This is a genomic window from Komagataeibacter medellinensis NBRC 3288 (assembly GCF_000182745.2).
GTDB lineage: Bacteria > Pseudomonadota > Alphaproteobacteria > Acetobacterales > Acetobacteraceae > Komagataeibacter > Komagataeibacter medellinensis.
Genome location: NC_016027.1, coordinates 2,384,026 through 2,410,106, shown reverse-complemented (window position 1 = coordinate 2,410,106; position 26,081 = coordinate 2,384,026). Strand labels below are relative to the sequence as shown.

The window sequence follows — 26,081 nt, the reverse complement described above, 5'->3', positions numbered from 1 at the left end:
CAGTTATAGAGACTGCCTGAAAACAACCCATTGATAAGAAATGATAAAAATTCAAAATACTGTCTTTTTCAAAAAGGCGGCGTCTTTTGAAATTTTCTCATGAGTGCGGGATGGTCTTCAGGCAGGCTTTTCAAACAGCTTCCAAGGAGCGGACCATGTACGCAATGCGGCTGCTTGCCCCCCATACCCCCCTGCAATGGACCGAACTGCCCGACCCGCAGCCGGGGCCGGGGCAGATCCGGGTCAAGGTCGGGGCGTGCGGCGTATGCCGCACCGACCTGCATGTGGTGGATGCCGATCTGCCCTTTCCCGGTCACGCCCTGACACCGGGGCACGAGATCGTGGGCCGGATCGACGCGCTTGGTCCGAATGTGGAGGGGCTGCACATGGGCCAGCGCGTGGGCATTCCATGGCTGGGCCACACCTGCGGCTGCTGCCACTACTGCGAAACCGACCACGAGAACCTGTGCGACCACCCGCTGTTCACCGGCTACACGCGCGATGGCGGTTACGCCACGCTGGCGGTGGCGGACGCGCATTTTGCCTTCCCCCTGCCCGAAGGCGATGACGACGTGGCCACCGCCCCCCTGCTGTGCGCGGGACTGATCGGCTGGCGCTCGCTGGTCATGGCGGGCAAGGAGGCACGCAGCATCGGGCTTTACGGCTTTGGGGCCGCAGCCCATATCATTGCACAGGTGGCGGTGTGGCAGGGGCGTTCGGTCTATGCCTTCACCCGTCCTGGCGATACGAAAACACAGGAATTCGCCCGCTCCCTGGGCTGCACATGGGCTGGCGGATCGGATGAAGCCCCACCCGAACAACTGGACGCCACCATCATCTTCGCCCCCGTGGGCGCGCTGGTACCTGCGGCGCTGAAGGCCGTGCACAAGGCCGGGCGCGTGGTATGCGCGGGCATCCATATGAGTGAAATCCCCGCTTTTTCGTATGACCTGCTGTGGGAGGAACGCCAGATTGTATCGGTCGCCAACCTGACGCGACAGGACGGGCTGGACTTTCTGGAAATCGTGCCACGGGTGGGAATCCGCACGACAACAACCCCCTATCCCCTGCGTGATGCCAACAAGGCACTGGATGACCTGCGCCATGGTCGCTTTGAAGGGGCGGCCGTTCTGGTGCCCTGAAGGTTGCGGGCAGACAGCGTAAAATGCCCTGCCCGTTTATTATTTCTGGCTTTTGGAGCAATCATTCTTTATGGACCGGCGTTCTCCCTGACGCATGAACACGGGCCGGCGGCCAGTTTCCTTCCTGCGTCGCCCATGTTCTTCATGCTTTGTCCGGATTGCCCGATACATGTCGTTTCCTGAAACCCACCCCGCCCTGCAACGCGCGCTGGACGAGCGTGGGTACGATAATCCCACTCCTGTCCAGACTGCCGTTCTGGATGTTGCCGCCGAAGGGCGCGACCTGCTTGTTTCCGCCCAGACCGGGTCGGGCAAGACCGTCGCCTTCGGCCTCGCCATGGCCGACACCCTGCTGGGTGGGGCCGAACGCTTTGGCCCGGCGGGTCCGCCGCTGGCCGTCATCATTGCACCCACGCGCGAACTGGCCATGCAGGTCACGCGCGAACTGACGTGGCTGTACGCGCCTGCTGGCGGGCGGATCGTCTCGTGCATTGGTGGTATGGACGCGCGGCGTGAAGCCCGCGCCCTGCAGATGGGTGCCCATATCGTGGTCGGCACGCCGGGGCGGTTGTGCGATCACCAGTCGCGTGGCCGTCTGGACATGTCGGAATTGCGCGTGGTCGTTCTGGACGAGGCGGACGAAATGCTCGACCTCGGCTTCCGTGACGAGCTTGAGCAACTGCTCGACGCCATGCCCAAGACACGCCGCACTCTGCTGTTCTCGGCCACCATTGCCAAGGAAATCGCGTCCCTTGCGCGCCGTTACCAGAACGACGCCGTGCGCATCGACACCCTGTCGGGTGCCAAGCAGCATGCCGATATCGAATACCGCGCCATCGTGGCCGATGCGCGTGAACTGATTCCCGCCGTGGTCAACGTGCTGCGCTATACCGACAGCCAGACCACCATGGTGTTCTGCGCCACGCGTGAGATGGTGCGCCACATGCAGGCGGCACTGGTGGAGCGCGGCTTCTCCTCCGTCGCGCTTTCGGGCGAACTGGGGCAGAACGAGCGCACGCGCGCCATCGACAGCCTGCGCAAGGGTCAGGCCAATGTGTGCGTGGCAACCGACGTGGCCGCCCGTGGCATCGATATCCCCGCACTGGCGCTGGTGGTCCATGCCACCCTGCCGACCGATCCCGCCACCCTGCTGCACCGTTCGGGCCGCACGGGCCGCGCGGGGCGCAAGGGCGTGTGCGTGCTGATGGTGCCCATGTCACAGCGCCGCCGTGCCGAGCGACTGATGCAGGGCGCCAAGATCACCGCCACATGGTCCGGCGTGCCGACGGCTGCCGAAATCCGTGCCAATGACGCCAAGCGCCTGCTGGCCGATCCGGTGCTGAACCAGGACGTGGCGGAAGCTGACAGCGAACTGGTAGGCCAGCTGGTTGAAGGCCGCAGCAGCGAACAGCTTGCCGCCGCCCTGCTGCAGATGTACCGCGCCCGTCTGCCCGCGCCCGAGAACGTGCGCCACATCACCCCCGATGCCCCGCGCCCTGTGCGTGAGCGTTCCGAGCGTGATGGCCCCCGCCCCACACGTGACAGCTACGCCAGCGCCGAACCGGGCGCATGGTTCGCCATGAATGTGGGTCGGCAGGAAAAGGCTGATCCCAAGTGGCTGATCCCGCTAATCTGCCGCCTGGGTGGCGTGCGTAAGGCGGATATCGGCGCCATCCGCATTAACGATACCCAGACGCTGTTCGAGATCACCCCGGAATCGACCGATAAATTCCGCTCCTGCATCGCCTCGATCGAAAATGACGAGGTGCAGATCTCTCCCGCGACCGCACCGGCCGGTGGGCCGCCGCGCCGCAGTGGCCCACCGCGTGGGGGCCGGTCGTTCGCGCCGCGCAAGCCCGGCGGTGGGGCTGGTCGTCCCGGTGGCTTTGGTGGGCCGCCGCGTGGGGGTGCTTCCACACGCAAGCGCCCGCCGCGCGCCTGAAGCAGCATCCGGGGCAACCCGAACTCCATACTGGACGTTAAGCGCATGCCTGGTCTCCAACCGGGCATGCGTTTTTCTAACTATGAGATTCAGGTCTGCCCATGTTCCTTTTCCGCCCTGCCATTGCTGGTTTCTGTGTCCTTGCCGCCATAAATATCACCTCCGCCTGCGCGGCACCTGCCGTTCTCCCGTCCGCCGCTGATCCTTCTGCCGCGCTTGCAGAAGAACTGACCATGGCAAGCGGACACTACGCGCCGGATATGGAACTGTTTGGCAAAGGCCCCCTGGCCACCACACTGCGGCAGATGCTTGGAGACCGGTACGCGACCTTCGTGCAGAACATGCAGGTAGCCGGTCCATTGCAGCCCACAGGCGACAGACTGTTCATGATCGGCAACAAGCAGCATGAGGGCGACAGCCGCCTGGCGTGGCTCCTGACCGACAGGCAGGGGCGCAACATAACCGTGGGCCTGCTCAACCCTGGCCGGGTCGAGATATACACCACAGGCCACACACCGCTTGCCAAGCCTGACGATATCCGCACCCTGCTTGCAAACATGAATACCGTCCCGCCCCTGTGCAATCCGGCGCAGGACCTTGCGCCCGGCATGCAGCTTGAATGGCGCGGGCGGCTCCGACCGGGTGAGCAGTGCATTTACCGCGTTAGCCTGCACCGGGGCGAACAAGTCACGGCACGGCTGGAGCCGACAGGTACCGGGTTGGAGATGCAAGTACTCGACCCCCATCTCGCCCCTGCTGGGCCGGAACAGTCATGGCGTGTGCCGGATAATGATCTTTATCTTGTACAGGTCGCCCGACCATCGCACGCTACCGCAGATGGGCCGCGCACCTTCAGCATGAATATTAGCGCACAACCATAAAAAAGCCCGTTACCACAAGGGTAACGGGCCATGGCACCACAAACCGTCCCTGCCGGTTCAGCCAGCAGGGACACAGGGTTTACTGTTTACCCTGCTGGCTTCCGCCATCCAGGAAATCATTGATGTTGGAGCGGGTACCGTTCTTGAGGTTATCCCAGCGCTGGCGTTCGGCGTTGCCGGCATTCTGCAACGCATCCATCCGGTTGCGGGGCGCATTGCGGATCGCATCCAGCCGGTCGCGACCGTTCTGGATCTTGTCGTCCAAGCGTGAACGCTGGTCAGCTACTTTCTGCTGGGCGCTGTCCCGCGCACTGTCCCACTTACCCACCGTATCCTGCTTCAGGTTGTTGACCCGGTTATTATAATCCTGCCGCAGGTTCTGCTGGCTGTCTTTCCAGCTCTGCTCGCGGTTCTGCACATTCTGGTTCACCTTATCGCGGTAGGACTGCAGGCGGTTGTTGGCACAGTCACCTGCTTTCGCCACACGATCAAGCACATCCCAGCCGGGCGTGTTCTGGCTGTTGTTGCAGTCAGACGCCATGGCGCTGACTGCTGTAGCAACCGGCGCGGCGGCAATGGAGAAAGCAAGAAGATATTTGTGGAATTTCATGGACTCAACCTTGGTCAAGGGGATTTCTACCTGAATGCTATGCGGGTCTATGGCATGGATTGGTCAGAAATATGACAGCACGTTACCATCCTGCACAGGATATAGTAATCAATTGCTGAAAAACGTAACGCATGGAGCACATGCCACCCTCCATTCTGGCGCAGACAGAGCCGCCCCGCGTGGTGGACATGCCGCAATAATGCCACTATGTGAACGGGAGCAAGCATATCCGCCACGTCTGTTCCAATCCTGCTGGCCGTAATCATGTGGTGGTGGCGGTACTGTTTTTCCTGTTCCTGGCGGTCCCTGTCCCATGTGGAATGAACCTTATCTTGAATCATGCTGCCGCTCTGCGCTGCATCGGCTAAAACTGAGCGGGCAGGCAGGCAGGCCGGTCGCCGTGCCCGATGCGCCCTGCCTGCGTCGGCTTGAAGGCATGGGGCTGGCCAGTGGCGGGACCACAAACCGCTATACTCTGACCGAACAGGGCCGGGCACGCCACCGGACCGAGATACTGAAACAGCCGACATGATCAGCCATGATGATATCTGGCGCGCCATAGACCGCCTGGCTGCCGAACGGGGGCTGACACCATCGGGCCTGGCCCGCGCAGCGGGACTGGACAGCACGACCTTCAACCCCTCCAAACGGATCACGCCTTCAGGCCGCCCGCGCTGGCCGGGCACGGAAAGCCTTGCGCGCACGCTGTCGGCCACCGGCATTTCATTCGAGGGGTTCAGCCGCCTGCTATCAGGCCACCATGATCACGAAACCACATCACGGGCGCACCATTCGCACCTTAAGATCGCACCATTCTCCCAGCTGGCCCACCCTGAACTATTCGATGAAACCGGCCTGCCGGAAGGCGAACGATGGGAGAAATGGGAGTTCCACGGCATGGCGGACCACCACTCCTATGCCGTGCATGTGGACTGCGACAGCATGGAGCCGATCTTTCGCAAGGGGGGCACCCTGGTCGTCTCCCCCACGGCCGCGATCCGGGTGCATGACCGCGTACTCCTGCACACCCCGCAGGGCACGGCATGCTGCGGTATGGTGACGGAGCGCTGGCATGATGCCCCGGTCACGGCACCCGTGCACGAACTTGTGCGCATCAAGGGCCTTGCCGCCATAGAGGGGGAGGAAATCATCCTTGATGGCGCGACCCGTATCCATCGTATCACGATGGCCTGCATGTAGGCTGCCCACCGCCGGTGGGCATGCGGATATTTTGCATGTGATCCACAGGTAGCGGCTGACTTTCTCCCGATTTTACACTATGTCTCGGCCATGACCGACACGCCCCTCTCCCTGATCCGCAATTTCTCGATCATCGCCCATATCGACCATGGGAAATCGACCCTGGCCGACCGGCTGATCCAGGCCTGTGGCGCGCTGACACAGCGGGAAATGACCAACCAGGTCCTGGACAACATGGATCTGGAACGTGAACGCGGCATCACCATCAAGGCGCAGACCGTGCGCCTGACCTACCCTGCCGAAGACGGCAAGACCTACACCCTGAACCTGATGGACACGCCGGGCCATGTTGATTTCGCGTATGAGGTCAGCCGTTCGCTTGCCGCATGCGAAGGCTCGCTGCTGGTGGTCGATGCATCCCAGGGAGTGGAAGCGCAGACACTGGCCAATGTGTACCAGGCCATTGATGCCAACCACGAGATCGTGCCCGTCCTGAACAAGGTGGACCTGCCCGCTGCCGACTGCCCGCGCGTGAAGGAGCAGATCGAGGAAGTGGTCGGCATTCCCGCCGATGACGCGGTCGAGGTCTCGGCCAAGACTGGGCTGAACATCGAGGCCGTGCTGGAAGCACTGGTCAAGCGCCTGCCGCCGCCCACTGGTGATGCCGAGGCTCCGCTCAAGGCGCTTCTGGTTGATAGCTGGTACGACCCGTATCTGGGGGTCATCACTCTGGTGCGGGTAAAGGAAGGGCGGCTCAGGCGCGGCATGCGCATCCGCATGATGTCCACCGGCGTGGTGCATCTGGTGGACCAGGTGGGCGTGTTCGCCCCGCGCATGACTAACGTGGCCGAACTGGGCCCGGGTGAGATCGGCTACATCAACGCCGCCATCAAGACCGTGGCCGACACCAACGTGGGCGACACCATTACCGACGACCGCCGTCCGGCCGATGCCCCGCTGGCGGGCTTCAAGCCCTCCATCCCCGTGGTGTGGTGTGGCATGTACCCCATCGTGGCCGATGATTTTGAAAAGTTGCGTGACAGCCTGGCCAAGCTGCGTCTCAATGATGCCTCCTTCCACTACGAGGCCGAAACATCAGCAGCACTTGGTTTCGGTTTCCGCTGCGGCTTCCTTGGCCTGCTGCATCTGGAGATCATCCAGGAACGCCTGAGCCGCGAATTCGACCTTGACCTGATTGCGACCGCCCCGTCCGTGGTCTACCGCATGCAGCTGACCAATGGCGAGCAGGCGGAACTTCACAATCCCGCCGACATGCCTGACCAGTCCCTGATCGAGACGATCGAGGAACCCTGGATCCGCGCCACCATCATGGTGCCGGATGAATATCTGGGCGCGGTACTGACCCTGTGCAGCGAGCGGCGCGGCGTGCAGGAAGACCTGACCTATGTCGGCAACCGTGCCATGGCGGTCTATCGCCTGCCGCTGAACGAGGTCGTGTTCGACTTCTACGACCGCCTGAAATCGGTCACGCGCGGTTATGCCAGCTTCGACTACCAGATGGACGGATATGAGGAGAGCGACCTCGTGCGCATTTCCATCCTCGTCAATCAGGAGCCGGTGGATGCGCTGTCCTTCATCGCCCACCGCTCGGCAGCCGAGACGCGCGGACGCTCGATCTGCGCCAAGCTCAAGGAACTGATCCCCCGCCAGCTGTTCAAGATTGCGGTGCAGGCCGCCATCGGCAGCCGCATCATCGCACGCGAGACCATTGGCGCCATGTCCAAGGACGTAACGGCCAAATGCTATGGTGGCGACATTTCGCGCAAGCGCAAGCTGCTGGACAAGCAGAAGGAAGGCAAGAAGCGCATGCGCCAGTTCGGCAAGGTGGAGATACCGCAGAGCGCCTTCCTGGCCGCACTCAAGATGGACCAGTAACGGCCAGTCAATCACCCTGCCCCCACTTGGGGGTAGGGGCTGCGGGCATGGCGTTTTCCTCTTGCGCCAAGAAAATTTGGTGATATGTTCCGCCCCATCGGCTACCACCATCCCGCACGGGATGGGACAGGGTCCGGTACCGGCTGGAGAGATGGCCGAGCGGCTTAAGGCGCACGCTTGGAAAGCGTGTGTACGTTAATAGCGTACCGTGGGTTCGAATCCCACTCTCTCCGCCACGATAATCCACTGAAAATATTGAGACATTCCTGTCCGTCATGAGTTCTTGGCGGGATGTTCTCCAAATGTCGTTTTCCATAACGCCACGGAGCAAGGGTCACGTGTGGCTGCCCCTGTCAGAATCCGTTATCATTTCAACACAGGCGTTTCCCGGTTTCCATCAGGATATAAGCCTGTTCTGGCATGGCATGCGTCTGGCAGATCGGCAGATATCATCGCATTGGCGCCAGAGGCGATTTACACGCAGATCCCGAGGCCAGGCGCAGCACCTCGTTCACAACCCCCTTTGTCCTGTCCGTAAAACGCGTCTGTCCTGTTATCGCCTCTTCAATGCATCATTGGTCTGGCGCAGGGGCGAAGCGGTAGCTTTCAATCTCTCGTTCCAATGCACGGACCGTGTCATACGGCACGGTCAGCTTCAGACGCCTTGCGAACGTATTCCAACGCTCTGCCACGGATTGAAGCGTCGTCTGGTATGGCATGGCAGGCGGCAACTGCTCGGCCCAGGCCAGAATGGGCACAGACCCGAAAAATATACCGCTTGCGGCTGCCACCAGCACGATTGCCAGCAAACGGCGCGTGGGGGATTGAGGGGAAGACTTCGTCATCAGAACTGAAAATATATAAAGGGAGCGACACCGCTGGGTCCTGCGGCATCAATCATCAACACGCATAGACCAAACGCAATGGCAAGTATCCAGTCTGGCGTACGTCGCACAGCAGGGAGCGCCCCAACACGCTCAGGTATGTTTTTGGACACGAAATGCAAACCGATACCGAGCGCGATCAGGCCCAGGGTAAAAGGCGTGACCTGTGCAAAACTTCCCGGTTTCAGGGGCGTCATGGACTGCAGGTAAAGCCAGACACTTTCCATATCTTCCGCATGAAAAAACAGCCATGTAAAACAGACGAAGTGGAAGATCACCAGTACGGCCATAACGCGCGCAATACCCCGTGTCTTTTCCAGACGATCGGAGAAAGGGCGCTCCAGCAGCAGGCCACCACCATGCAGGGCACCCCACATGACAAATTTCATGGCCGCGCCGTGCCACAATCCCCCCAGCAGCATGGTAATCATGAGATTGGCGGCCGTACGCACTCGCCCATGCCGACTGCCACCAAGGGGTATGTAGAGATAGTCACGCAGCCAGAAAGATAGCGTCATATGCCAGCGCCGCCAGAAATCGCGTAAAGACGGGCTACGGTAAGGCTGGTTGAAGTTTTGCGGGAACTCGAAACCCATCAGGGCGGCCAGACCAATGGCAATATCCGTATAACCGGAAAAATCGCAGAATATCTGAACGGCGAACCCATAGAGCGCGAATAACAGGTCCAGCGTCGAAAAACTGGCGGGGTCAGCAAAAACCGGGTCAACAAGCTGCGTTCCCAGATAGCTTGCCAGTATGACCTTTTTAAAAAGCCCGCCTGCAATCATTAGCAGGGCTGTTGCCATCGGCGGCGGCGTGAGTGAAGGCCGCTCCAGTTGCGGGAGGAATTTGGAAGACCTTACGATCGGGCCAGCCACAAGCTGCGGAAAGAAAGACATGTATAGCATCATGTCTGTAAAACGACGGCAGCGCGTGACCTTGCCACGGTATACATCCACAATATAGCTGATACCATGAAAGGTAAAAAACGAAATGGCAACAGGCAGAAGGATTTCAATAAGCGGAACGGGCTCTCCCCACCCAACATCGCGCGTCATCTTGTTAAAAGACGTAGCAAAGAAATCGTAATATTTAAAAAATGCCAAGACGAGCAGTTGGATTCCGATCCCGCAACCTACCATCCACTTGCGCAAACGGGGCCTGTCTTCTTCCGGCAGCCATCGACCTACCGAATAGCTGACAGTCGTGCTGGCCAGCAGCAGGATGCAGAAATGCCAGTTCCAGAAAGCATAAAAAACATAGCTTGCGACAACCAGGAAAATCTTCTTGATTTCCCACAGCCCACCGATCAATGCCAGAATGACAGCAACGGCAATAAAGAATAAAGCGAAGTTAAGTGTTGGGAAAAGCATTATTTTTTATGTTTCTGCAAAGACCATAAACTGTAGCCATTCATTAAATCATTGTACAATGACATGGCAGTCTGCTGGTAGCCTGCTTTCAGAAGATGGACATGATCTTTTGCCGCGATTGGTGGATTGCGACGCCCCCAGACAAGAATGGTGCAGCGCCCGTCGGAATGCGTCGTATCGGCCATGGCCTGACGCCAGTCCCACTGCATCCAGTGGTTACGCTGGGCCACACCTGTCTGTGCCTGGCGGACAGTGTTGAGCGCGGGTGGCGTGGCGAAGCCCCTGGCTTCGTATGCCAGCCTCTCACACGAGCGAGTATAAGGGGCCTGCCGTTCCTGGTGAACACCATCAGGCGGCAGTGTGACGACAAGGCCCGCCATGGGTGCGGCACTATGCAAATCATGTATGATCTGTTCATACCGGGCAGCATATGAATCGAAATTCGTAGTGTTGTTGAACCCTTCGTTGGTGCCAAAGGCAACAATCAGCAGGCTTGGTTTGATGTGTCTGATTTCTTCGGATAATATTCTGGGATCAACCTTGCTCACGATATCTATCGTAGAGCCTGTAATACCCAGATTGGAATATAATATTCCTGGCTCTAGCCTTGTCTGGCTCCCTTTCCCAACTTCCCAACCCAGTATATCGACCGGGCCATCACCCATGGCCGAGACGGTAACGGACTGGGTATTGGGCGTGGTGGGCATCCGCAACCACATGGCATCGGCATTCTGGGATGATGCGGTTGAAACGACGGTGTGCCCACCATCATCTGTCTGCACGACAATCTGCCCGCCCCCTGGCTGGCGCAGAAATTCCACCATCCCATGGCCAAGCCCGCCGGCTTCATCTGCGGTAACGGTCATGCTGGCAGGTGCGTCCGCATGCTGCCTGACCAAGCTGATGCCCCACGGGCCTGTCGCCGTCTTGCTGAACGCACTGACAGCAGTCCACCCATTAGAGGAAACAGTAACCTGTGCGGGATGGTAATAGCGAAATGGCACGCCGGGTTGCATGTAGCCCCTGCCCGCATTGCCGAACCGCTGTTGCAACTGGGTGCGCATCTGGTCGCTAAACGCATCGTTAGCGGTGTGGCTATCACCAATCTGCAATATAGTAACGGGTTCTGTCACTTTACCACCCTGTAGGGCATCCAGGGCTTTATAAAAAGGCACAACAGAAGAATAGCGACCCAATTTCTCAATAGATCGGGCTGGTGCCGCATCCTGGGATGCAGCACACCCCATTAACAGCACTGCACAAAACAGGGACAAAGAGCAATTACGAAACAGGCTATTGCTCAGCTTATGGTGAGTGCGTGCCACAGAGTTCCCAATGAAAATCTTTATTGGGGAAATTTTACCATGGAACACCATATCTGTAACCACATATTTTCAGCGTCTGCCGGGCATCGGGCATGCCCGGCAACCTACCCGGCGCTGTGCCGTTGATGAGGGGTAGCGCAAGGAGAAATACTCTGGACAGGCGTCCTAGACATATCATGAACACCAGAGCATGCCCCACCCTTCCCACGATACGACCGCAAACCCCGACAGATTGCACGGGATTGGGTCTACCCCGCCCTGACCATGCCGAAAACCTGTGGGGTCATCTTAATGAATGGCAATACGACACAATATGACCGGAAGAAACAGCCCTATCATTTTCTGTTGTCTTATACACCATGCCGTCACGAACTGAATCATGCCTGAACAGGGCCGCGTTATCAGCGCGCAATTCTGGTATTTATCTATTTTAGAATATCTGTTATTTCCCGCAATTATGCGGTATATTTTGCGCCCCCTGAAGCATGGAATAGCAGGTCTTTTTGTCGTTGCATCTATTGCTGTTTTTTCTTTGACAACAGCATTTTGCCAGCCATCGGGCCTCTCCGCCCATCCCCTGCCGGCCGATGAAGTTGCCATGGCTGTTCCCATGTTACAGGGGCAGGCAACCCTGCTCCATCCGCTTTCCGCAAGCGATGCCGCCCGTCTCCGCGCCGCTTTTGCCGATCAGTCCGCCGGTAATTTTGATGGGGCGGATGCCCTGCTGCGGCAGTTGAAAGATGGCAGCCTGACCGGCAGTGTTCTGGCAGAACGGTGCCTTCATGCATCACATGCCTGCTCCACCCCTATGCTGGAAAGCTGGCTGGCACAATATCCGGATCTTCCGGCTACCCCCATGATGCGGGCCATGCTGGCATTTCGTAGCAATCCCGATGCTCTTGTCGGTGGGAACAGGATGGCTGGCAGGACCCTCAGCGCGACTGACGCACAGAACCTTTACGCACAGGGACAGGACAGGATTGTTCTCGGCAGGGCCTTGGCCACCTCCGCCTTCAGGGAAGCAAGCGGCAGAGTGGCGTTTTATGCGGGCCTGTCTGCCTGGCGGTTGGGGGAAGTACCGCAGTCACAACAGCTATTTGCGTGGGCGGCCAATGCCGATAGAGCCTCCAAAGACCTGCGTAGTGCGGCATCGTGGTGGGCAGGCCGCGCCGCCGGACGTGCGGGCAATACGAAAGATGCCGTGCGCTGGCTTGTGCAGAGTGCACGCTGCAAAGACTGTTTTTATGGGGTAATTGCCCGTCACACCCTTGATAAAAACGAATCACAGAATGATACAGCCGTAATCGCGGTTGCCGATGTAGCCGTGGTTGCCGCACGGCCCGCAGGCCACCGGGCAATGGCACTTCTGCAGGTTGGCCGTATGGACCTGGCCGAGGCCGAACTGCACAATGACTGGGCCAATGCGGACAATATCAATGAACGCCAGTCCATAGGGCTTATTGCACACGCGGTTGAAAATGCTGCCGGAACACCTTACGCTAGGTCCAGCAAGCTTGTTCCTGGCCATGCCCTTGATCTTCCGCATCGCTTTACGCCACGCGGCGGGTTTGTGGTGGACCCCGCGCTTATATATGGGATCATCTCCATTGAATCGCGCTTCCAGCCCACGGTCGTCTCCAAAAGCGGCGCAAGGGGGTTGATGCAACTCATGCCCCTTACAGCCGCGAATTTCGCTGGTAGTCGACTGGAGGATCTCAATAACCCATCCTTCAATCTACTGATCGGGCAGCGTTACCTGATGGCGCTGGCCCGGGATGGCCGCATCAACAACCACCTCATCCGCCTGCTGGCAAGTTATGCGGTGGGCCATGCCATGGTAGCCCACTGGAAGGCGTCCGAACAAAGCACAGATGAGCCCCTTGCCTTTCTGGAGGCCATTCCCAAGCCCAGAGTCCGAAACTGGATCGAGACAGTACTGCTGCATAGCTGGATGTATTCGGAAAAACTCAATCGTCGGCCCGCGACCCTTGATTCACTGGCCCTGGGCGAGAAAGCCAAACTCCCCCTGGCAGCAGAAACATCCTTCCAGTAGGACATGCCTGCCGCCCTGCAATATTACGTTCCCCTGGGAAAGGGCCGTAAACTTCTGGCATTGGCGCTGATACGCCTGATGGTCGTTTCTGATCATTTCTTCCAACTGTCCTGCAAACAATGCCCGCATTGGGGAAACCATCCCTGCCACCCTCACAATACATTCCACCTAAAGTCATGCCAATTATTTCAGAATAGATTGACGATTTTACAGGATCACAGTAAAGAGAAATGATAAATTTTTTTATATATGTTTTTATATTTTTTCATTTAATTTCATAAATATGAATATTTTATTCCATAGATAGTTAACTTATTTGATCAAAAATTTATTAATGCACCTTATTTTTTTGAAAACTGTATTGTAATTATACCCTGTTGATATCAGAATTTTTTAGTTAAGTTCTCATTACCGTGCACCAGTCTGCAGCGAATGCGTTTGAGGTATTTATGTTTTTTTCTTCCAATTGGCTAAAAGGAAATAGCGTTTCCCAAAGCAGGTTTCGCCATCTCATGTGCGCCACTGCCCTGTTTTCCGCGCTATGCACTGGTGCCCACGCGCAAACACCTGCAAACGGAGCGCCCCAACCCGCCTCTCCCACTGCCCCTACAACATCGGTAGCACCTGTAGCGGTACCTGCTTCCAGCGCGACACAGGCAACGCCAGCTACATCGCAGACAGCTGATGCCGCCCCTGCTGCCGTTACGACCCCGCCCGAAGCACAGGTCTGTGTTCCCTCTACAGGTGAAACCGGGCGGGTCCTGGTCATTGGTGATTCACAGGCCCAGGGTCTGGCAGGGGGATTACGGTGGCTTTATCGCACGAACAGAAATATGCGTATTCTGGACCACAGCAAGATTTCCACCGGCCTGGTATCGGTAGCATTTTATAACTGGCCGGATGAGGTCCATAAACTGGCGGCTACTGAACATGCCGATGTTGCTGTCATCATGTTTGGGGCCAATGACAGGCCGCCGGTAAGGGTTCATGGTGCCGTTGACCAGAATCAGCTGGCCAATTTCACAAAAATCTATTCGTCACGGGTGCGCGATATCATCGTGACACTGAAAGATGCACATATCCCCGTTATCTGGGTCGGGCATCCGATGGTGCGTGATGATGTATTCTCGGCTGACATGGCCATCTTGAATAATATTTTCCAGGACCAGGCCATAAAGAATGGTGCACAATTTGTGCCACTATGGTCGGTTTTTTCTGATAACGGGCATTTCTCTGCTTATGGCGAAGGTGTTGATGGGTCAAAAATACGCCTTCGCGCAGATGACGGCGTGCATCTGACCCCAAGCGGCTACCAGAAAGCAGCGAAAATACTCGAACCCATGATTGCCTGTTACCAGCCCAATGCAGTACAGCAAGCTAGGGTTGCCACCACTCCGCTACCAGCCCCCGCATCAACAACAGAACATCAATCCACTGCGGCTGGTCCGTCCTAGAACTTTGGGGGAGTCCATGGAACTGCATGGCAACGTGGCATCACGTATGGCGCATGAGACATTGTGTTGGCCATATGCCGCTTTGTCATCATTACCGGAGGCCGCCCCGTTTCCCCAATTCCATTTCCCGGGACTGTTGTGCCCTCTGACGCAAGGGCGCGCAGGCTTATCACCTGCTCGACGGATTATCTGATTCCCGATACCATGCTCCCCACAGTCAGCAGAACAGTATTCTCCCGCCTGGCCGGGAAAACATCTTGCGGACTGTCTGCACGAGCGCGTATCAGGCGCTACGACAGGCTTAGCTGTCAGGGAAGTAAGTAGGTCATTGGAAAATAGTGCTTTAAACGACAGAGCCCGTCAGGTTGCCATTGTAACGGGTGCAACTGGCGGAATTGGGCGCGCACTGGTCCAGCTCATGCTGGGGCGTGGATATCGGGTCATCATCCTGTCACGCCAGAGCACGGTGGACATACCCGGTGTCACGGTTGTGACCTGCGACCTGACGGATATGGACAGTATTGGCGCAGCAGCCCCGCTCATTACCAGCCATGAACCGATCATTGACGTACTCGTACATTGCGCTGGCGTGATTACCCCGCAGCCCGTGGGGAAGCTGGACAGCACGACCATGGCCGACCAGATCACGGTTGACCTGACAGCACCGATCGAACTGACCAATGCCCTGCTGCCCGCCATGCGCGATGGGGGGCATATCGTGTTTGTCAACTCGATGGCGGCGGTGTTCCCGCTGGCGGGCAGCAGTGTCTACACGGCGGCAAAATTCGGCCTGCGCGGCTTTGCGCGTGCACTGGAGCAGGAACTCAGGCCCCGACGCATACAGGTGTCTTCCCTCTACCCCGCCAGCGTCAACACCCCCATGCTCAGCCGGGAAATGAGCGCGGGTGGGTCGATTTATAACTTCATTGACCCGCCGCAGGAACCTGATGTCACGGCAAGGCGCATCCTTGAATGCTGCGAAGGCCGCAGCCGCGAACGCTTCAGCTCTTTGTTCGACAAGCTATTCACCCATGCCTGCCTTACCTTCATGCCGTTGCTTAATGTGAGCCTGCCCATCATGAAGATACTGGGCCGCCGCGGCTACCGCGCCTATATGCGCCGCCTGTCCGCACGCCGACACTAAAAGACTGCCTGACAATAACTATTGATAAAAATACCAAAAGCTTCAGGGAATGCTGCCTTTTTATAAAAAGGCAGCATTCCCTGAAGCTTCTTGAAAAAATCTTTACAAAAAACTTTTATGATTTCATGCCTGAAGCAGTTGGCGAGCCAGTTCATTATGGCGACGGGCCAGACGCGCGGGATCATGCCCGGTAAATACCCCGTCCCGGATCAGTATCCGACCGTTGACAATACTGTACGCCACCTTGCCCGGCGTGCAGAATACCAGGGCGGCAACAGGGTCCGACTGGGCACCGGCATGGTCGATCCCCCGCAGGTCGAACGCCACAATGTCGGCCGCCATGCCTGCGGCAAGGTGGCCCACGTCATCGCGCCCCAGCACGGCAGCACCACCGCGCGTAGCCAGTTCCAACACTTCACGTGCCTGCATCATCGGCTGGTTGTCCTCCCCCCCCAGCAGGCGGCCCAGCAGCATGGCCTGCCGGGCTTCACCCAGCATGTGGCTGCCATCGTTAGAGGCCGAGCCATCCACCCCCAGCCCCACCCGCATGCCCGCAGCCACCATGCGGCGCACCGGGGCAATACCAGACCCCAGCCGCATGTTGGAACACGGACAGTGCGCCATACCGGTATGGGTCGCGCCAAAGCGCTTGATGCCCGCATCATCCAGCCGTACGCAATGCGCGTGCCAGACATCCGATCCGACCCAGCCGGTATCCTCGGCATATTCAGCGGGGGTCATGTCGAATTTTTCGCGGCTATAGGCGATATCGCTCGCGTTTTCAGCCAGATGGGTATGCAGCATGGTGCCTGTGACGCGCGCAAGGCTGGCAGCATTACGCATCAGGTCACGACTGACGGAAAAAGGCGAGCATGGGGCCACCGCCACCCGTAACATCGAAAAGCGTGCCGGGTCATGATAGGTTTCAATCACGCGCTGGGTATCGGTCAGAATGGCGTCTTCATCCTCCACCACGCGGTCGGGCGGCAGGCCACCCTGGCTTTCGCCTACGCTCATCGCCCCGCGCGCGGCATGAAAGCGCATGCCCATCCGGGCCGCTGCTTCGATCTCGTCATCCAGCCGTGCGCCATTGGGGAACAGGTAAAGATGGTCGCTGGTGGTGGTGCAGCCTGACCACAGCAGTTCGGTCATGGCCGTGCAGGCGGAAACGTGGATCATCTCGGGCGTCAGCCCCGCCCAGATGGGATAGAGCGCCTGCAACCACCCGAACAGCGAGACATCCTGCGCCGCAGGGATGGCGCGCGTCAGGGTCTGGTACATGTGGTGGTGGGTATTGACCATGCCCGGCATCACCACATGGCCGGTCATGTCCAGTACCTCGTCTGCCGGGGGCAGGGGGTCGGCGGGCGTGCCGATGGCTGCCACCTGCCGGTCACGCACCAGTACCCATCCGCCCGCAATCTCGCGCCTGTCCGCATCCATCGTGACCAGACGCAGGGCATTTTTGAGCAGAAGAGAGCGGGACATGATTCTCACCAAGGAATAAAACAGGGAAACATTTCACTTATGCAGCTTTTCAGGGGGGTTGCCTATATGGGCAAAACCGCGAAAGACTCCACCCTACCGTCTGACACATAACCGGACGGCAGCGACCCCGAAGGGAGAACCATGACCATGCCAGCCAGCCCTCTTTACGTCGCCCCGCTTGAATGGGGGCATGGCCCGAAGGTTTTCGAGGCATTCCTGGAACCCACCTGCCCGTTCTCAATGCGGGCGTTCAACAAACTGCCCGAACTGCTGGCGCATGCGGGGGAAGAGCAGATCACCATTAAAATACGCCTGCAATCCCAGCCGTGGCACATGTTCTCGGGCGTGATCGTGCGCTGCATCCTTGCAGCCGCAACGCTGAAGGACGGGCGCGAAGCGGCGCGGACCGTCATGGCCGCCGTGGGGGCGCACCGGGAAGAATTCGAGTTTACTGACCACTGCGCAGGCCCCAACATGGATGCAACGCCCAATGACATCATCAAGCGGATCGAACAGTACAGCGGGCTTGAACTGGCGGCGGCCTTTGCCGTGCCGGAACTACAGAAAGCCATCAAGTGGCAGTGCAGATATTCCCGCCAGAACGGCATTCACGTGTCACCCACCTTCATGGTCGATGGGCTGATCGATTCCGCCATCAGCAGTGGCGATACGGTGGAGGCGTGGATGGGACGGATTTTTTCCTAAGAATTCCCGGGCGCCGCCTTTTTTCAATAAAGGCGGCGTCTTTCAAAGCGTTTTGGAAATGGCTTCACCAAAAACTTCTTCATGATTTTCAAAGCGGAATATGGTGCCGGGTGAGGGATTTGAACCCCCGGCCTTCGGTTTACAAAACCAGCATCACAAAGATACGGAAATATCAATAACTTATTGATATAATTAATAATTTACTCACGTATAATATTTCATGGGTTTGACGTATGACGGGTTTTATGACGGCATGTTCTATTTTGTCTTGATTTCCCCATCATGCTTCCCATGTGTTGAAAGCCGGTCACGCAAACGGCATTAAACTTTTGCGAAATTTTAGCTCGGAGACTTTTCCCCATGGCAGAACACCGCCGGAACACCTTCAACACTGATCCTGACGATCAGGGCTTTTCTCTGCACGCCTATCGTATGGAGGATGAATACGGAGAGCCCATTCCCGGGAGCAAAGCTGACTACGAGATCCGAAGGCATAATGTGCCCCTGACGCTCGATTTCCCCATTACCACCCAAAGTCGGGCGGAAAAGGAAATTCGGGATCGTCGTCAACGCTAGATTTTCTGGCTTTTCTTATTTGATTGGCCGGCTTAGCCAGCCGGCATAAATTTCCGTCGTTTTGACAGAACTATGGCCTAATTGACGGGCCACATCATAAATGGGCGTCTTCTGCTGCAATGCACGGATGGCATAGGTATGCCGAAGGTCATGGCAGCGGAAGACATCCGCTCCCTCTCCCAGCGCCTTGCGGACCAGAACCCGGAACCGACCGGGCACATTGGTGTAGCGTTTGCCCGATGGTGATCTGAACACATAGGGCGAATCGGGATCACGTGGCATCCGTCGCAGGTCATCTGCCAGCCGTGCGGTCAGTTCGATCACGCGCGGCGATCGGGTCTTGGTGCGTGAAAAGGTGCAGGTGGCCGGCACTGACCGCAGATCCAGCTGGGACCATTCCAGCGATGCCCCTTCCTCCTGTCGGCAGCCCGTACGGGCCAGAAACCGGATCAGGTCACGAAAGCCCGGGGGCGCACGCCTGGTCAGCTTTGCCAGCGCACGAATCGGCACGGGCCGAATCGGCTCACGCCGCTCCGGTATTTCTTCCATTTCCTCTGGCACGGGATTTGCGCTGATCCATCCTGCCCGCTTGGCAACCCGCATCACCCGACTCATGATGGTCAGGTCACGGCGCACCGTGGCGCCACTGGCGCCCTTGCGCCTGCGGGCCACCGTATAATCATGCACATCCACGGATGTGATGCCGGCAACGTCCCGACCCGCAAAGTAAGGGTGGATCTGCCCCAGGCTGGTCAGATAGCGCTTCTGTGTGCCCGGCCGCAGATCGGCCATCTGCAGATCCGACCAGCGGACAACTGCTTCCTCCCAGGTGTGCTTCTCCGGCTCAGCTATGCCCGCGCGCCGCTTCTCCGCCTGCTCGATGACTTTCTTGAGCAGTTTGCGAGCTGCCCGGACATCAGTTGTGCGTAGCGACCTTCGCACGTCTCGGCCGTTGACCTGGATTCGCGCGTAATAGGTGCCGTTCGCGTGGCGCCAGAGGTTCTTATCGTTGGGCACTCTTCGGTCGGTCCTGGTCTATTATCGAGATAGAAAGCAATATCGGCCTCGGTCGTGGTCCACCGTGATCCGACCTTGCAGGCCTTCAGGTCGCCCTGCTGGCACAGCTTCTGGGTCAGGCGTAAAGAAACACCCAACAATTCGGCCGCCCGGGGCAGCTGGATGCGTTTACCCACCTGATTCCTCCCCCGTGTCGTTCGTGCCGGTCAGCAGCCCCCGGCCTTTCAGCATGTGCTTGCCGCCCTGGTGCACCAGCTTGGCAATGATCGAGATCCGGCAGCCTTCGGGGTCGGACAGATAACCGACATAATTGCCATCCCTGTCCTGCTGCAGGTTGAAGTCATAGACTTCCTTGCCCAGGACCGTGCCGCGAAAGATCGGATGCTGGCGCCAGTCGCGTTTCGTAGCTGCCATCATGACCGTCCATCCAGCTTGTCCAGCGCTGCCTTCGCGCCAGACAGGAAATCACGCCCTTCCGCGCTATGCAGCGTGTATCCGAATGACTCGAGGGCAGAGATGAAGCTGACGTCTTCGCCGGGTTTATGAGTAGGCATGCATGCCCAGTCATAACCCTTTCTCCATGCTGCTGATCTGCTCACGGCACCACCACCATCCACAGCACGATCAGCGCCAGCCAGATCAGGCTGACCACCAGCACCGCGCGCAGCAGCTCGGCCGTGCTGGGCATGTTGCGTGTGGCCCATGTGATCCATTTTTCGTCGTGGGGATGGATCATGACGTCTCTCCCGGTTCATCAATAAGCCGCACATAATCCTTGGCGATCAGGCTTCTGATCACCACCGTGTGCTGCTGGCCTGTCGCTACATCCTCCAGAATGACGGCCGGGTCAGTAATCAGGCCAACGGCACGATAGATAGGGCCGCTGCCATGCCGACGGTAAATCTGCACTGGATCGTTCTTCGGGTCATAAGGTGCGATCGGCATCAGGCTGCCTCCCCTTTCCTGTCGGCATTACGCACCCACGGCTCGCAGCGCGGGCCAGGCACGCCAAAATGGACCGGGCACCAGTCCGGTGCGCGGCCGACCAGCCACTGGCGCAGGTCGGTCACCTTCGCGGGCGCCTTCTCGCCACGCGGTGCATAGTCTTTCGCAATGGCCTTGAGCGTGCTGCCGCTGACATGCGCCAGCATCTCGGCCGTATCCAGTTCGGGCATCTGGGCATCGGCGTTGATCAGGGCACCGATATATTCAGGCCGGGCATATTCCTCGGGCGGTTTCCATGGCGATGTCTGGCGGTGTGGCGCCACCACGGTCAGGGTCCGCGCCAGCGCCTCGCCCGCCAGTTCCGCCATGCGGGTGAACTCCAGTTCGGGCAGGTCGCCTGCGGGCGAAACCAGCGCGGCCAGAATGTCACGCATCTGGCTGTTGCCGGCCACATAGGCGATCAGCAGGGCGTGGAAGGCATCTTCCGGCGTCATGCGCAGCGGATTGCGCAGCGCCGAACGCAGGGCATTCGTGCGGATTTCGGCCAGATAGTCCTGCCCCGCCTTGGTAATCTGCGGTTCCTCGGCCGGGGTATCATCCGTCTCAACCACCTCGATTGCGCCCGGATCGGAATCGGGTTCCTCAACCACGTCATCGGCCTGGTCATCCGCCACCACGGCAGCGGTAGCCTTCACCGGCTTGATAATGACCGACACCACACTGCAGGCATCATGGTAATGGTTGAGTGGCACGATGGCGTACGCGCGCTTGTGCCGGCTGCGCCTGGTCAATGTCTTGTCCGCCCCGCCGGAACTGTCGGCAAACATCCAGCCAGCCGGCACCTGCGGCAGCAGTGTGGTGGCGTTGTAGTCCACCAGCAGCGCGGGCTCATCGCCGGTCTGGATCAGATCCTCTACCGCGCCGCGCTGCGCTGCCATGAAGCCGGCCGTGTCCGTCGTGGTGAACTGCTCGGGCGATCCGGGCTCGGCAAACAGGTCCTCGTCAAACACGATGCCCGAGGCCTCAACGTCAAACAGGGCGCGTTCGCGGGGGATGCGACGGGTAATGCACTCACCCGCGACGCTGTTCCACTGAACAGCGTCACCATGATAAAGATGGCGCTTTAGCGCCGCTGCCTGAACCTCATGCGCCGCCTGCGAGATCTCGCCCAGTATCCGCCAGCTGGGCAGTTCGCGGCCCGTAAGGGCATCAAGCACTTCGGGCGCCAGCCCGCCCAGCTTGCATATCTGCCCTATCTGCCGATCGGTCATGCCCAGCGCCAGCCCGGCCTTCCGAACCGTGTAGCCATCCGCCACCATGCGCTCGATGTGGCGCCACTGGTCAACTGGGTCCACGGGTACGCGCTGGATGTTCTCGGCCGCCTGCGCCGCCTCGGCCTCGACCTCACTCAACAGATGTGTCACGGCCGGGATCTCGGTCAGCCCGACACTCCGCGCCGCGTTCAGCCTGCGGTAGCCTGCAATTAAAATGTAGCCGCCTTCGGGGTCAGGCCGCACCACAACCGGCTGCAGCACGCCAAGGGCACGGATCGAGCCTTCCAGCGCCGCCGTGACTTCCGCCGTGGGCTGCACCCGGCGCATGTTGCCGTTTTCGTGGATGTCAGCAATGGCAACCATCATGACACTTTCCCCCGAAAGGGAACGTAGGCCGTCTGCATCGCGGTCATCAGCAGTGCCTCCAGCCTTTCACGGCAGGCATCGGCATCCCGTGCGCATGCCCGGGCTGCGCGGTCATAGCCCATTTCCGCCTGCTGGCGGCTGTAGCGGTCCAGGTTACGGGCATTGGCCTGATAGATGCGGGCCTGTTTGGCGTCCTCGTCGGTCAGGCGCGAGAACAGCACTTCGGCATCAATGATCTGCATGGGGTTTCCCCTTGTGTTGGGTCGGGAAGAATGTGGGGAGCGCACAGGCGCGCTTCGGGGCCTCGGTCGCCAGCCGGTCGGCAAGGTCACTCGCCTGCTGGGCCACGTCACAAAAGCCATGGATGGTCAGGTCGGCCGCCAGTTCGCGGTAGGCATCAGCCGCGATCAGCAGCGCATCGGCCGAAAACCGGCGCGATGCCAGCAGCAGCTGCGCCGGCGCGCGGTAGCAGCGCGGCAGCTGGCGGGTCATATCTCGTACCCTCGGGCACAGATGTGCAGCCGGGCACTGTGCTGTTCAGGTGTTTCGATAATAAAACCGCCGCCCAGCCACGCGCCTAAAGCAATGAGCGCAGTAAAAGAAATGGCAAGGAACAGAATGACAGCAGGGCTGGCGCCCTCGCCTTCTGATGGTCTGGGGGCGGGTTTTGGCCGTGGGGGCGCAGGCATCCTAACCATGATGCCTGCGCCCCTTTACCTTGATCCGGTCCATCTGCTGCTGGATCTTGGCCGCCATCTCGCATGCGCCGATCAGGAAGTTGCCGGCTACATCGATATCAATCCCGATGGTCAGCCCAGCGACAGGGCCACACCTGCCACGCACGCCAAAATGCTGCCGCAGCCAACTGTCGTCATTGCGGAATGGCCCGCTCAGCAGATCGCGCGAAAGCATCTGCTGTTCGGTCAGGCGCCAGGACATGCCCTTGGCGTCTTTAAGAAGGAACTTCCCCCTGTCGATGCCAGACGGCACAACGGGGCATGATGTGAGGATAGTAGGCATAACGCACTCCCCGCATGCGGGAATGGCTGTTGTCAGCCATTCCCGCCGCTTCCATCATTGGTGCGTCCAACAACCAATGAGGAACTCGATATGAGTAAAAGAGACAAACTGAACCCCGAAGTGCATGCCGCCCTTATTCAGGCTGCAGCAACACTCACGGGTGCTTATTACGCAGGCCAGCGCCCTTACGGCAGCGGCGCAGGCCCGATTGGCAGCGCGATTTTTGGCGGAACAGACGAAGATGGCGTTGTCGCTACCTTTGGCCGTATGCTGCACAAGGCTGAAGCCAAGTATTTCGAGCACCTGGAAACCGACCATAAGGAATAGTTCGCTCTATTCCGGGGTGCCTGCCATCAGAAGCAGGCACCCACGTCAAATCCCGCTTCAAGCGCCTTTTTACGCGCCACGGCTTCCTGCTCTGTCACAAGCGCATTGGCAAACTGCTCACCCAGTTCCAGCAGGTCACGGTAGTGCTGCGTGGGGAGCGGCTTATCTGCAGGACTGAGGCAAAGGTTCTTGACCAGACTGGCGGCAACCAGTCGGCGCATGCGGATGGCGGACTGAACCCGCTTTTCCGCCAGTTCCATATTTTGATCTGAATTCGACACGAAATCTCTCCATCGCTGGTGACGATGGAGATTATGTCGCATATACCGACATAACTGCGCAAGTTAAATTGTCGGTATGCGCGACATGCTTTGGGTTATTTTTTCCAGAACCCTTGGCTTTCGCGCAGCAGCAGCATCGTAAAGGCGTCTGGCACGGTATAAGTCAGCGCAACTTCGGGTATCTGCTGTGGGGAAATCCTGTTCCAATTAATGCGATTATAAACCGCCTTCGAGAAGACTAACGCTTCCATTATTCTGTATGTATTACGCCCTTGAGAATTATCATGGTAAGCGGTCGAGAATGAACAAATATTCCCTGAATTACGCTGATTAAACACTAAAGGAATCAGATCAATTAGACAGTGCTCTCCGATAGAGTTAACCGCTGCCAATGGACTGCTTTCCATTCCTTCCGGCAGCATTCCAAGCTTTTCAAGTGCCGGAATGTATTTCTTGGTAACATCTAAATCAATCATAACCCTAGCTTGGCATGATTGATCACTTACATGCAGGGTTTCGTAATAAAGACCAAATTGAGAAAATATTCTATAAACACTCCACCCATCGGCATTGATCGTCGGTCTCCCCAAAGGGTTTTTATCATCTTCGGATTCTGCGCTGCCTTGTGCTAAAGCCGACTGCTGATAAAAAAAATTACCTGTAGTCAGCAGGCAAATAGCCGCCGCTTTAAGCCATTTTGAACCGAAAGGCTTAACTCGTGGCGTGAACGTGCATGACTTTGCCATTGTTCCCATTCCGTTCCTGTGCTTAAGCTGATCAAAGCCAGAACAAGATGAGGCATGCATGCCGGATAATGTCACTGTCTTACGCCGCCCCGGTCAAGCCATCTCGGCGCAGGAAGGCGAGCAAGAGCCGTTTCTCATCGCTGGAAAGACCACGCCAAAACTCAAGCATAAAGATCTCGTCAGCATCTTTTGCCTGGTTGATCGTATGTCCCGGCGCAGACGGCTTCGTGCCTCGATACAGGTAATCCAAGGGGACGCCAAAAAAGTCGGCTAGGTCACAGAACGTTCTGAAGCCTGGGTCTTTTCCGCCCTCAATCTCGGCCAGATGTGAGCGGCTGATATCAACGGCGGTCGCTACCTCGATTTGAGGGAGCTTGCGCTCACGACGTAATTTCTTCAGGCGTGCGCCCAGGGATGTATCGTCAACCATAATCCGCAGTCTGGCAGTTTCCGCATAATCTTGTGTCGCAAATACCGACGCTATTTGCTTGACCAGAAATGTCGCTATATGCGACAGATCGCGAATGGACATCAAAACCATCATTCGTAAGGCGGGCGGCGTTCTAAAGGTCGCGACCACTTTAGGGCTACGGCATTCCACCGTCTGCGGATGGAAGCGCGTGCCCGCCAAATACGCGGTCGATGTAGCTGCGATGGCCGGACTCCAGCCTACCGATGTGTGTCCCGATGTCTTTCGCGATCCCCTTCCCCAAGCAACGCAAGCTGATGGAGCTGCTGCATGAATAAACGGCACGCTGTCGCCTCTGCAGTCATGCTGCTCGGGTATCAATCGACTATTGGGTTGTCAGAAATCTCTAAGCGAGTGATGCAACCTCACCTGGGTGAAGGCCGCGCCTCAATTTCGAAAACAGACTCATTCTCGTGTCATGCTCGTTCTTGGGACATGGTCTCGAATAAATATCTACGGACATCATCATTCCTTTTGAAAAGTCAGGAGTTGATGAGACCGGACATTTCACGACGTCAAAATCACCATGAATGTCACATAGACCTGTACCATGGGACGTTACAGTATGGCTTTTCAGCCTTACCCAATAATGAGTCATCTCTAAATAAATCCTCTCTACATCAGTGCAGGGGTATTACTGCATGAGCCAGCTAATATTGTTCCGCTATCTCGCGCACTTCGGATGGGCGCAATCTTTTGGTGAGGCGCGCCGTCTGGTGCGTGCCGGCCGCGTGATGGTGAACGGCAAGCACACAACAGATGAAGGAATGCCTATTTCCCTGTCTGATCAGGTGATCGTGTCTCCGAATCATAATGATCAAGAGGAAAATCGTTAATGTTTTTTATCATTAATTTGAGCGCCATTGACAACTGTGCGGTAATTTCTTCATCTATCGAGGCACCCCCTGGTAAAGACCCATTTCTATCGTCAAATATCTTAAACCCACCTTCAAGTTCTTTTAT

The 26,081-nt window shown here is 58.0% G+C and carries 29 protein-coding genes, 1 tRNA gene and 1 pseudogene; 14 read left to right on the top strand and 17 right to left on the bottom strand.

Annotated elements, in window-relative coordinates:
• Positions 1-155: 155 nt before the first annotated feature.
• The 3 genes from GLX_RS11325 (at position 156) to GLX_RS11315 (ending at position 3,965) form a co-directional block, all read left to right on the top strand.
• Positions 156-1,142 (top strand): zinc-dependent alcohol dehydrogenase family protein, encoded by a 987-nt coding sequence (locus GLX_RS11325; RefSeq protein ID WP_014106089.1) that lies wholly within the window; start codon positions 156-158, stop codon positions 1,140-1,142.
• A gap of 169 nt (positions 1,143-1,311) precedes the next feature.
• Entirely contained in the window at positions 1,312-3,084 is a 1,773-nt protein-coding gene (locus GLX_RS11320) for a DEAD/DEAH box helicase (protein WP_014106088.1), read from the top strand.
• A 101-nt stretch (positions 3,085-3,185) separates the two neighbouring features.
• Entirely contained in the window at positions 3,186-3,965 is a 780-nt protein-coding gene (locus tag GLX_RS11315) for a hypothetical protein (protein ID WP_014106087.1), read from the top strand.
• A gap of 79 nt (positions 3,966-4,044) precedes the next feature.
• Here GLX_RS11315 and GLX_RS11310 read toward each other — a convergent pair whose 3' ends face one another.
• Positions 4,045-4,575: a hypothetical protein gene (locus GLX_RS11310; protein ID WP_014106086.1), complete on the bottom strand. Its 531-nt coding sequence runs from the start codon at positions 4,573-4,575 to the stop codon at positions 4,045-4,047.
• A gap of 313 nt (positions 4,576-4,888) precedes the next feature.
• Here GLX_RS11310 and GLX_RS11305 point away from each other — a divergent pair, with 313 nt between their 5' ends.
• The 4 genes from GLX_RS11305 to GLX_RS11290 all read left to right on the top strand — a co-directional run bounded on the left by GLX_RS11305 (position 4,889) and on the right by GLX_RS11290 (position 7,907).
• Positions 4,889-5,107, top strand: a complete 219-nt coding sequence (locus GLX_RS11305) for a hypothetical protein (RefSeq protein ID WP_014106085.1) — start codon at positions 4,889-4,891, stop codon at positions 5,105-5,107.
• Positions 5,104-5,775 (top strand): S24 family peptidase, encoded by a 672-nt coding sequence (locus GLX_RS11300; protein ID WP_014106084.1) that lies wholly within the window; start codon positions 5,104-5,106, stop codon positions 5,773-5,775. The genes GLX_RS11305 and GLX_RS11300 overlap by 4 nt, the downstream gene beginning before the upstream one ends.
• Positions 5,776-5,865: 90 nt before the next feature.
• A complete protein-coding gene (gene lepA / locus GLX_RS11295) occupies positions 5,866-7,671 on the top strand; it encodes a translation elongation factor 4 (protein WP_014106083.1) in 1,806 nt (601 codons plus the stop codon).
• Between the two features lie 145 nt (positions 7,672-7,816).
• Positions 7,817-7,907, top strand: a tRNA-Ser gene (locus GLX_RS11290).
• A gap of 336 nt (positions 7,908-8,243) precedes the next feature.
• On the opposite strand, the gene GLX_RS11285 is transcribed toward GLX_RS11290, so the two are convergent.
• Genes GLX_RS11285 through GLX_RS11275 form a run of 3 tightly spaced genes read right to left on the bottom strand, consistent with a single transcriptional unit; the run spans position 8,244 to position 11,304 of the window.
• The gene (locus tag GLX_RS11285) at positions 8,244-8,516 is read right to left on the bottom strand and encodes a hypothetical protein (RefSeq protein WP_014106082.1); all 273 of its coding nucleotides are present in this window, start codon (positions 8,514-8,516) and stop codon (positions 8,244-8,246) included.
• Positions 8,516-9,928: an MBOAT family O-acyltransferase gene (locus tag GLX_RS11280; protein WP_014106081.1), complete on the bottom strand. Its 1,413-nt coding sequence runs from the start codon at positions 9,926-9,928 to the stop codon at positions 8,516-8,518. Before GLX_RS11280 ends, GLX_RS11285 begins: the two co-directional genes overlap by 1 nt.
• Positions 9,928-11,304 (bottom strand): GDSL-type esterase/lipase family protein, encoded by a 1,377-nt coding sequence (locus GLX_RS11275; protein ID WP_014106080.1) that lies wholly within the window; start codon positions 11,302-11,304, stop codon positions 9,928-9,930. The genes GLX_RS11280 and GLX_RS11275 overlap by 1 nt, the downstream gene beginning before the upstream one ends.
• 547 nt (positions 11,305-11,851) lie before the next feature.
• Here GLX_RS11275 and GLX_RS11270 point away from each other — a divergent pair.
• From GLX_RS11270 to GLX_RS11260, 3 genes are all read left to right on the top strand, one after another.
• Entirely contained in the window at positions 11,852-13,306 is a 1,455-nt protein-coding gene (locus GLX_RS11270; protein ID WP_231850333.1) for a lytic transglycosylase domain-containing protein, read from the top strand.
• A 761-nt stretch (positions 13,307-14,067) separates the two neighbouring features.
• On the top strand, positions 14,068-14,760 hold the full coding sequence (locus GLX_RS11265; RefSeq protein WP_041247830.1) for a DUF459 domain-containing protein: 693 nt from the start codon (positions 14,068-14,070) through the stop codon (positions 14,758-14,760).
• Positions 14,761-15,088: 328 nt separating this feature from the next.
• A complete protein-coding gene (locus GLX_RS11260) occupies positions 15,089-15,904 on the top strand; it encodes an SDR family NAD(P)-dependent oxidoreductase (RefSeq protein WP_014106077.1) in 816 nt (271 codons plus the stop codon).
• 123 nt (positions 15,905-16,027) lie between these two features.
• On the opposite strand, the gene GLX_RS11255 is transcribed toward GLX_RS11260, so the two are convergent.
• Positions 16,028-17,392 carry an 8-oxoguanine deaminase gene (locus GLX_RS11255; RefSeq protein WP_014106076.1) on the bottom strand — a complete coding sequence of 455 codons (1,365 nt, stop codon included), beginning with the start codon at positions 17,390-17,392 and terminating at the stop codon, positions 16,028-16,030.
• A gap of 147 nt (positions 17,393-17,539) precedes the next feature.
• Here GLX_RS11255 and GLX_RS11250 point away from each other — a divergent pair, with 147 nt between their 5' ends.
• The gene (locus GLX_RS11250; RefSeq protein WP_041247828.1) at positions 17,540-18,097 is read left to right on the top strand and encodes a DsbA family protein; all 558 of its coding nucleotides are present in this window, start codon (positions 17,540-17,542) and stop codon (positions 18,095-18,097) included.
• A gap of 360 nt (positions 18,098-18,457) precedes the next feature.
• On the top strand, positions 18,458-18,673 hold the full coding sequence (locus GLX_RS18180; RefSeq protein WP_148268591.1) for a hypothetical protein: 216 nt from the start codon (positions 18,458-18,460) through the stop codon (positions 18,671-18,673).
• Between the two features lie 15 nt (positions 18,674-18,688).
• On the opposite strand, the gene GLX_RS11245 is transcribed toward GLX_RS18180, so the two are convergent.
• From GLX_RS11245 to GLX_RS11215, 9 genes and pseudogenes are all read right to left on the bottom strand, one after another.
• Entirely contained in the window at positions 18,689-19,690 is a 1,002-nt protein-coding gene (locus GLX_RS11245; RefSeq protein ID WP_014106074.1) for a tyrosine-type recombinase/integrase, read from the bottom strand.
• Positions 19,691-19,719: 29 nt separating this feature from the next.
• A pseudogene (locus tag GLX_RS19370) lies at positions 19,720-19,866 on the bottom strand (helix-turn-helix domain-containing protein); the annotation flags it as partial.
• The gene (locus GLX_RS11240) at positions 19,859-20,107 is read right to left on the bottom strand and encodes a hypothetical protein (RefSeq protein ID WP_014106073.1); all 249 of its coding nucleotides are present in this window, start codon (positions 20,105-20,107) and stop codon (positions 19,859-19,861) included. The pseudogene GLX_RS19370 and the gene GLX_RS11240, both read right to left, overlap by 8 nt.
• Before the next feature lie 178 nt (positions 20,108-20,285).
• Positions 20,286-20,426, bottom strand: coding sequence for a hypothetical protein (locus GLX_RS18480; protein ID WP_014106072.1), 141 nt, complete (start codon positions 20,424-20,426; stop codon positions 20,286-20,288).
• The gene (locus GLX_RS11235) at positions 20,423-20,635 is read right to left on the bottom strand and encodes a hypothetical protein (RefSeq protein ID WP_014106071.1); all 213 of its coding nucleotides are present in this window, start codon (positions 20,633-20,635) and stop codon (positions 20,423-20,425) included. The genes GLX_RS18480 and GLX_RS11235 overlap by 4 nt, the downstream gene beginning before the upstream one ends.
• Positions 20,635-22,275, bottom strand: a complete 1,641-nt coding sequence (locus GLX_RS11230) for a ParB/RepB/Spo0J family partition protein (protein ID WP_014106070.1) — start codon at positions 22,273-22,275, stop codon at positions 20,635-20,637. The genes GLX_RS11235 and GLX_RS11230 overlap by 1 nt, the downstream gene beginning before the upstream one ends.
• Complete coding sequence (locus GLX_RS11225) at positions 22,272-22,517, bottom strand: hypothetical protein (protein ID WP_014105487.1); 246 nt, start codon at positions 22,515-22,517, stop codon at positions 22,272-22,274. Before GLX_RS11225 ends, GLX_RS11230 begins: the two co-directional genes overlap by 4 nt.
• Positions 22,504-22,767, bottom strand: a complete 264-nt coding sequence (locus GLX_RS11220) for a hypothetical protein (RefSeq protein ID WP_014105488.1) — start codon at positions 22,765-22,767, stop codon at positions 22,504-22,506. The genes GLX_RS11225 and GLX_RS11220 overlap by 14 nt, the downstream gene beginning before the upstream one ends.
• 198 nt (positions 22,768-22,965) lie before the next feature.
• The gene (locus GLX_RS11215) at positions 22,966-23,214 is read right to left on the bottom strand and encodes a hypothetical protein (protein WP_041247372.1); all 249 of its coding nucleotides are present in this window, start codon (positions 23,212-23,214) and stop codon (positions 22,966-22,968) included.
• Between the two features lie 171 nt (positions 23,215-23,385).
• Between GLX_RS11215 and GLX_RS11210 the strand changes: the two genes are divergently transcribed.
• Entirely contained in the window at positions 23,386-23,622 is a 237-nt protein-coding gene (locus GLX_RS11210) for a hypothetical protein (RefSeq protein WP_014106067.1), read from the top strand.
• Positions 23,623-23,648: 26 nt separating this feature from the next.
• Here GLX_RS11210 and GLX_RS11205 read toward each other — a convergent pair whose 3' ends face one another.
• The 3 genes from GLX_RS11205 to GLX_RS16625 form a co-directional block, all read right to left on the bottom strand.
• Positions 23,649-23,903, bottom strand: a complete 255-nt coding sequence (locus GLX_RS11205) for a hypothetical protein (RefSeq protein ID WP_148268588.1) — start codon at positions 23,901-23,903, stop codon at positions 23,649-23,651.
• A 95-nt stretch (positions 23,904-23,998) separates the two neighbouring features.
• Positions 23,999-24,649, bottom strand: a complete 651-nt coding sequence (locus GLX_RS18170) for a hypothetical protein (protein WP_148268587.1) — start codon at positions 24,647-24,649, stop codon at positions 23,999-24,001.
• Between the two features lie 79 nt (positions 24,650-24,728).
• Positions 24,729-25,181 carry a helix-turn-helix domain-containing protein gene (locus GLX_RS16625; protein WP_050856121.1) on the bottom strand — a complete coding sequence of 151 codons (453 nt, stop codon included), beginning with the start codon at positions 25,179-25,181 and terminating at the stop codon, positions 24,729-24,731.
• Between the two features lie 578 nt (positions 25,182-25,759).
• Between GLX_RS16625 and GLX_RS11195 the strand changes: the two genes are divergently transcribed.
• Entirely contained in the window at positions 25,760-25,954 is a 195-nt protein-coding gene (locus GLX_RS11195) for an RNA-binding S4 domain-containing protein (RefSeq protein WP_081477896.1), read from the top strand.
• Positions 25,955-26,081: the final 127 nt, after the last annotated feature.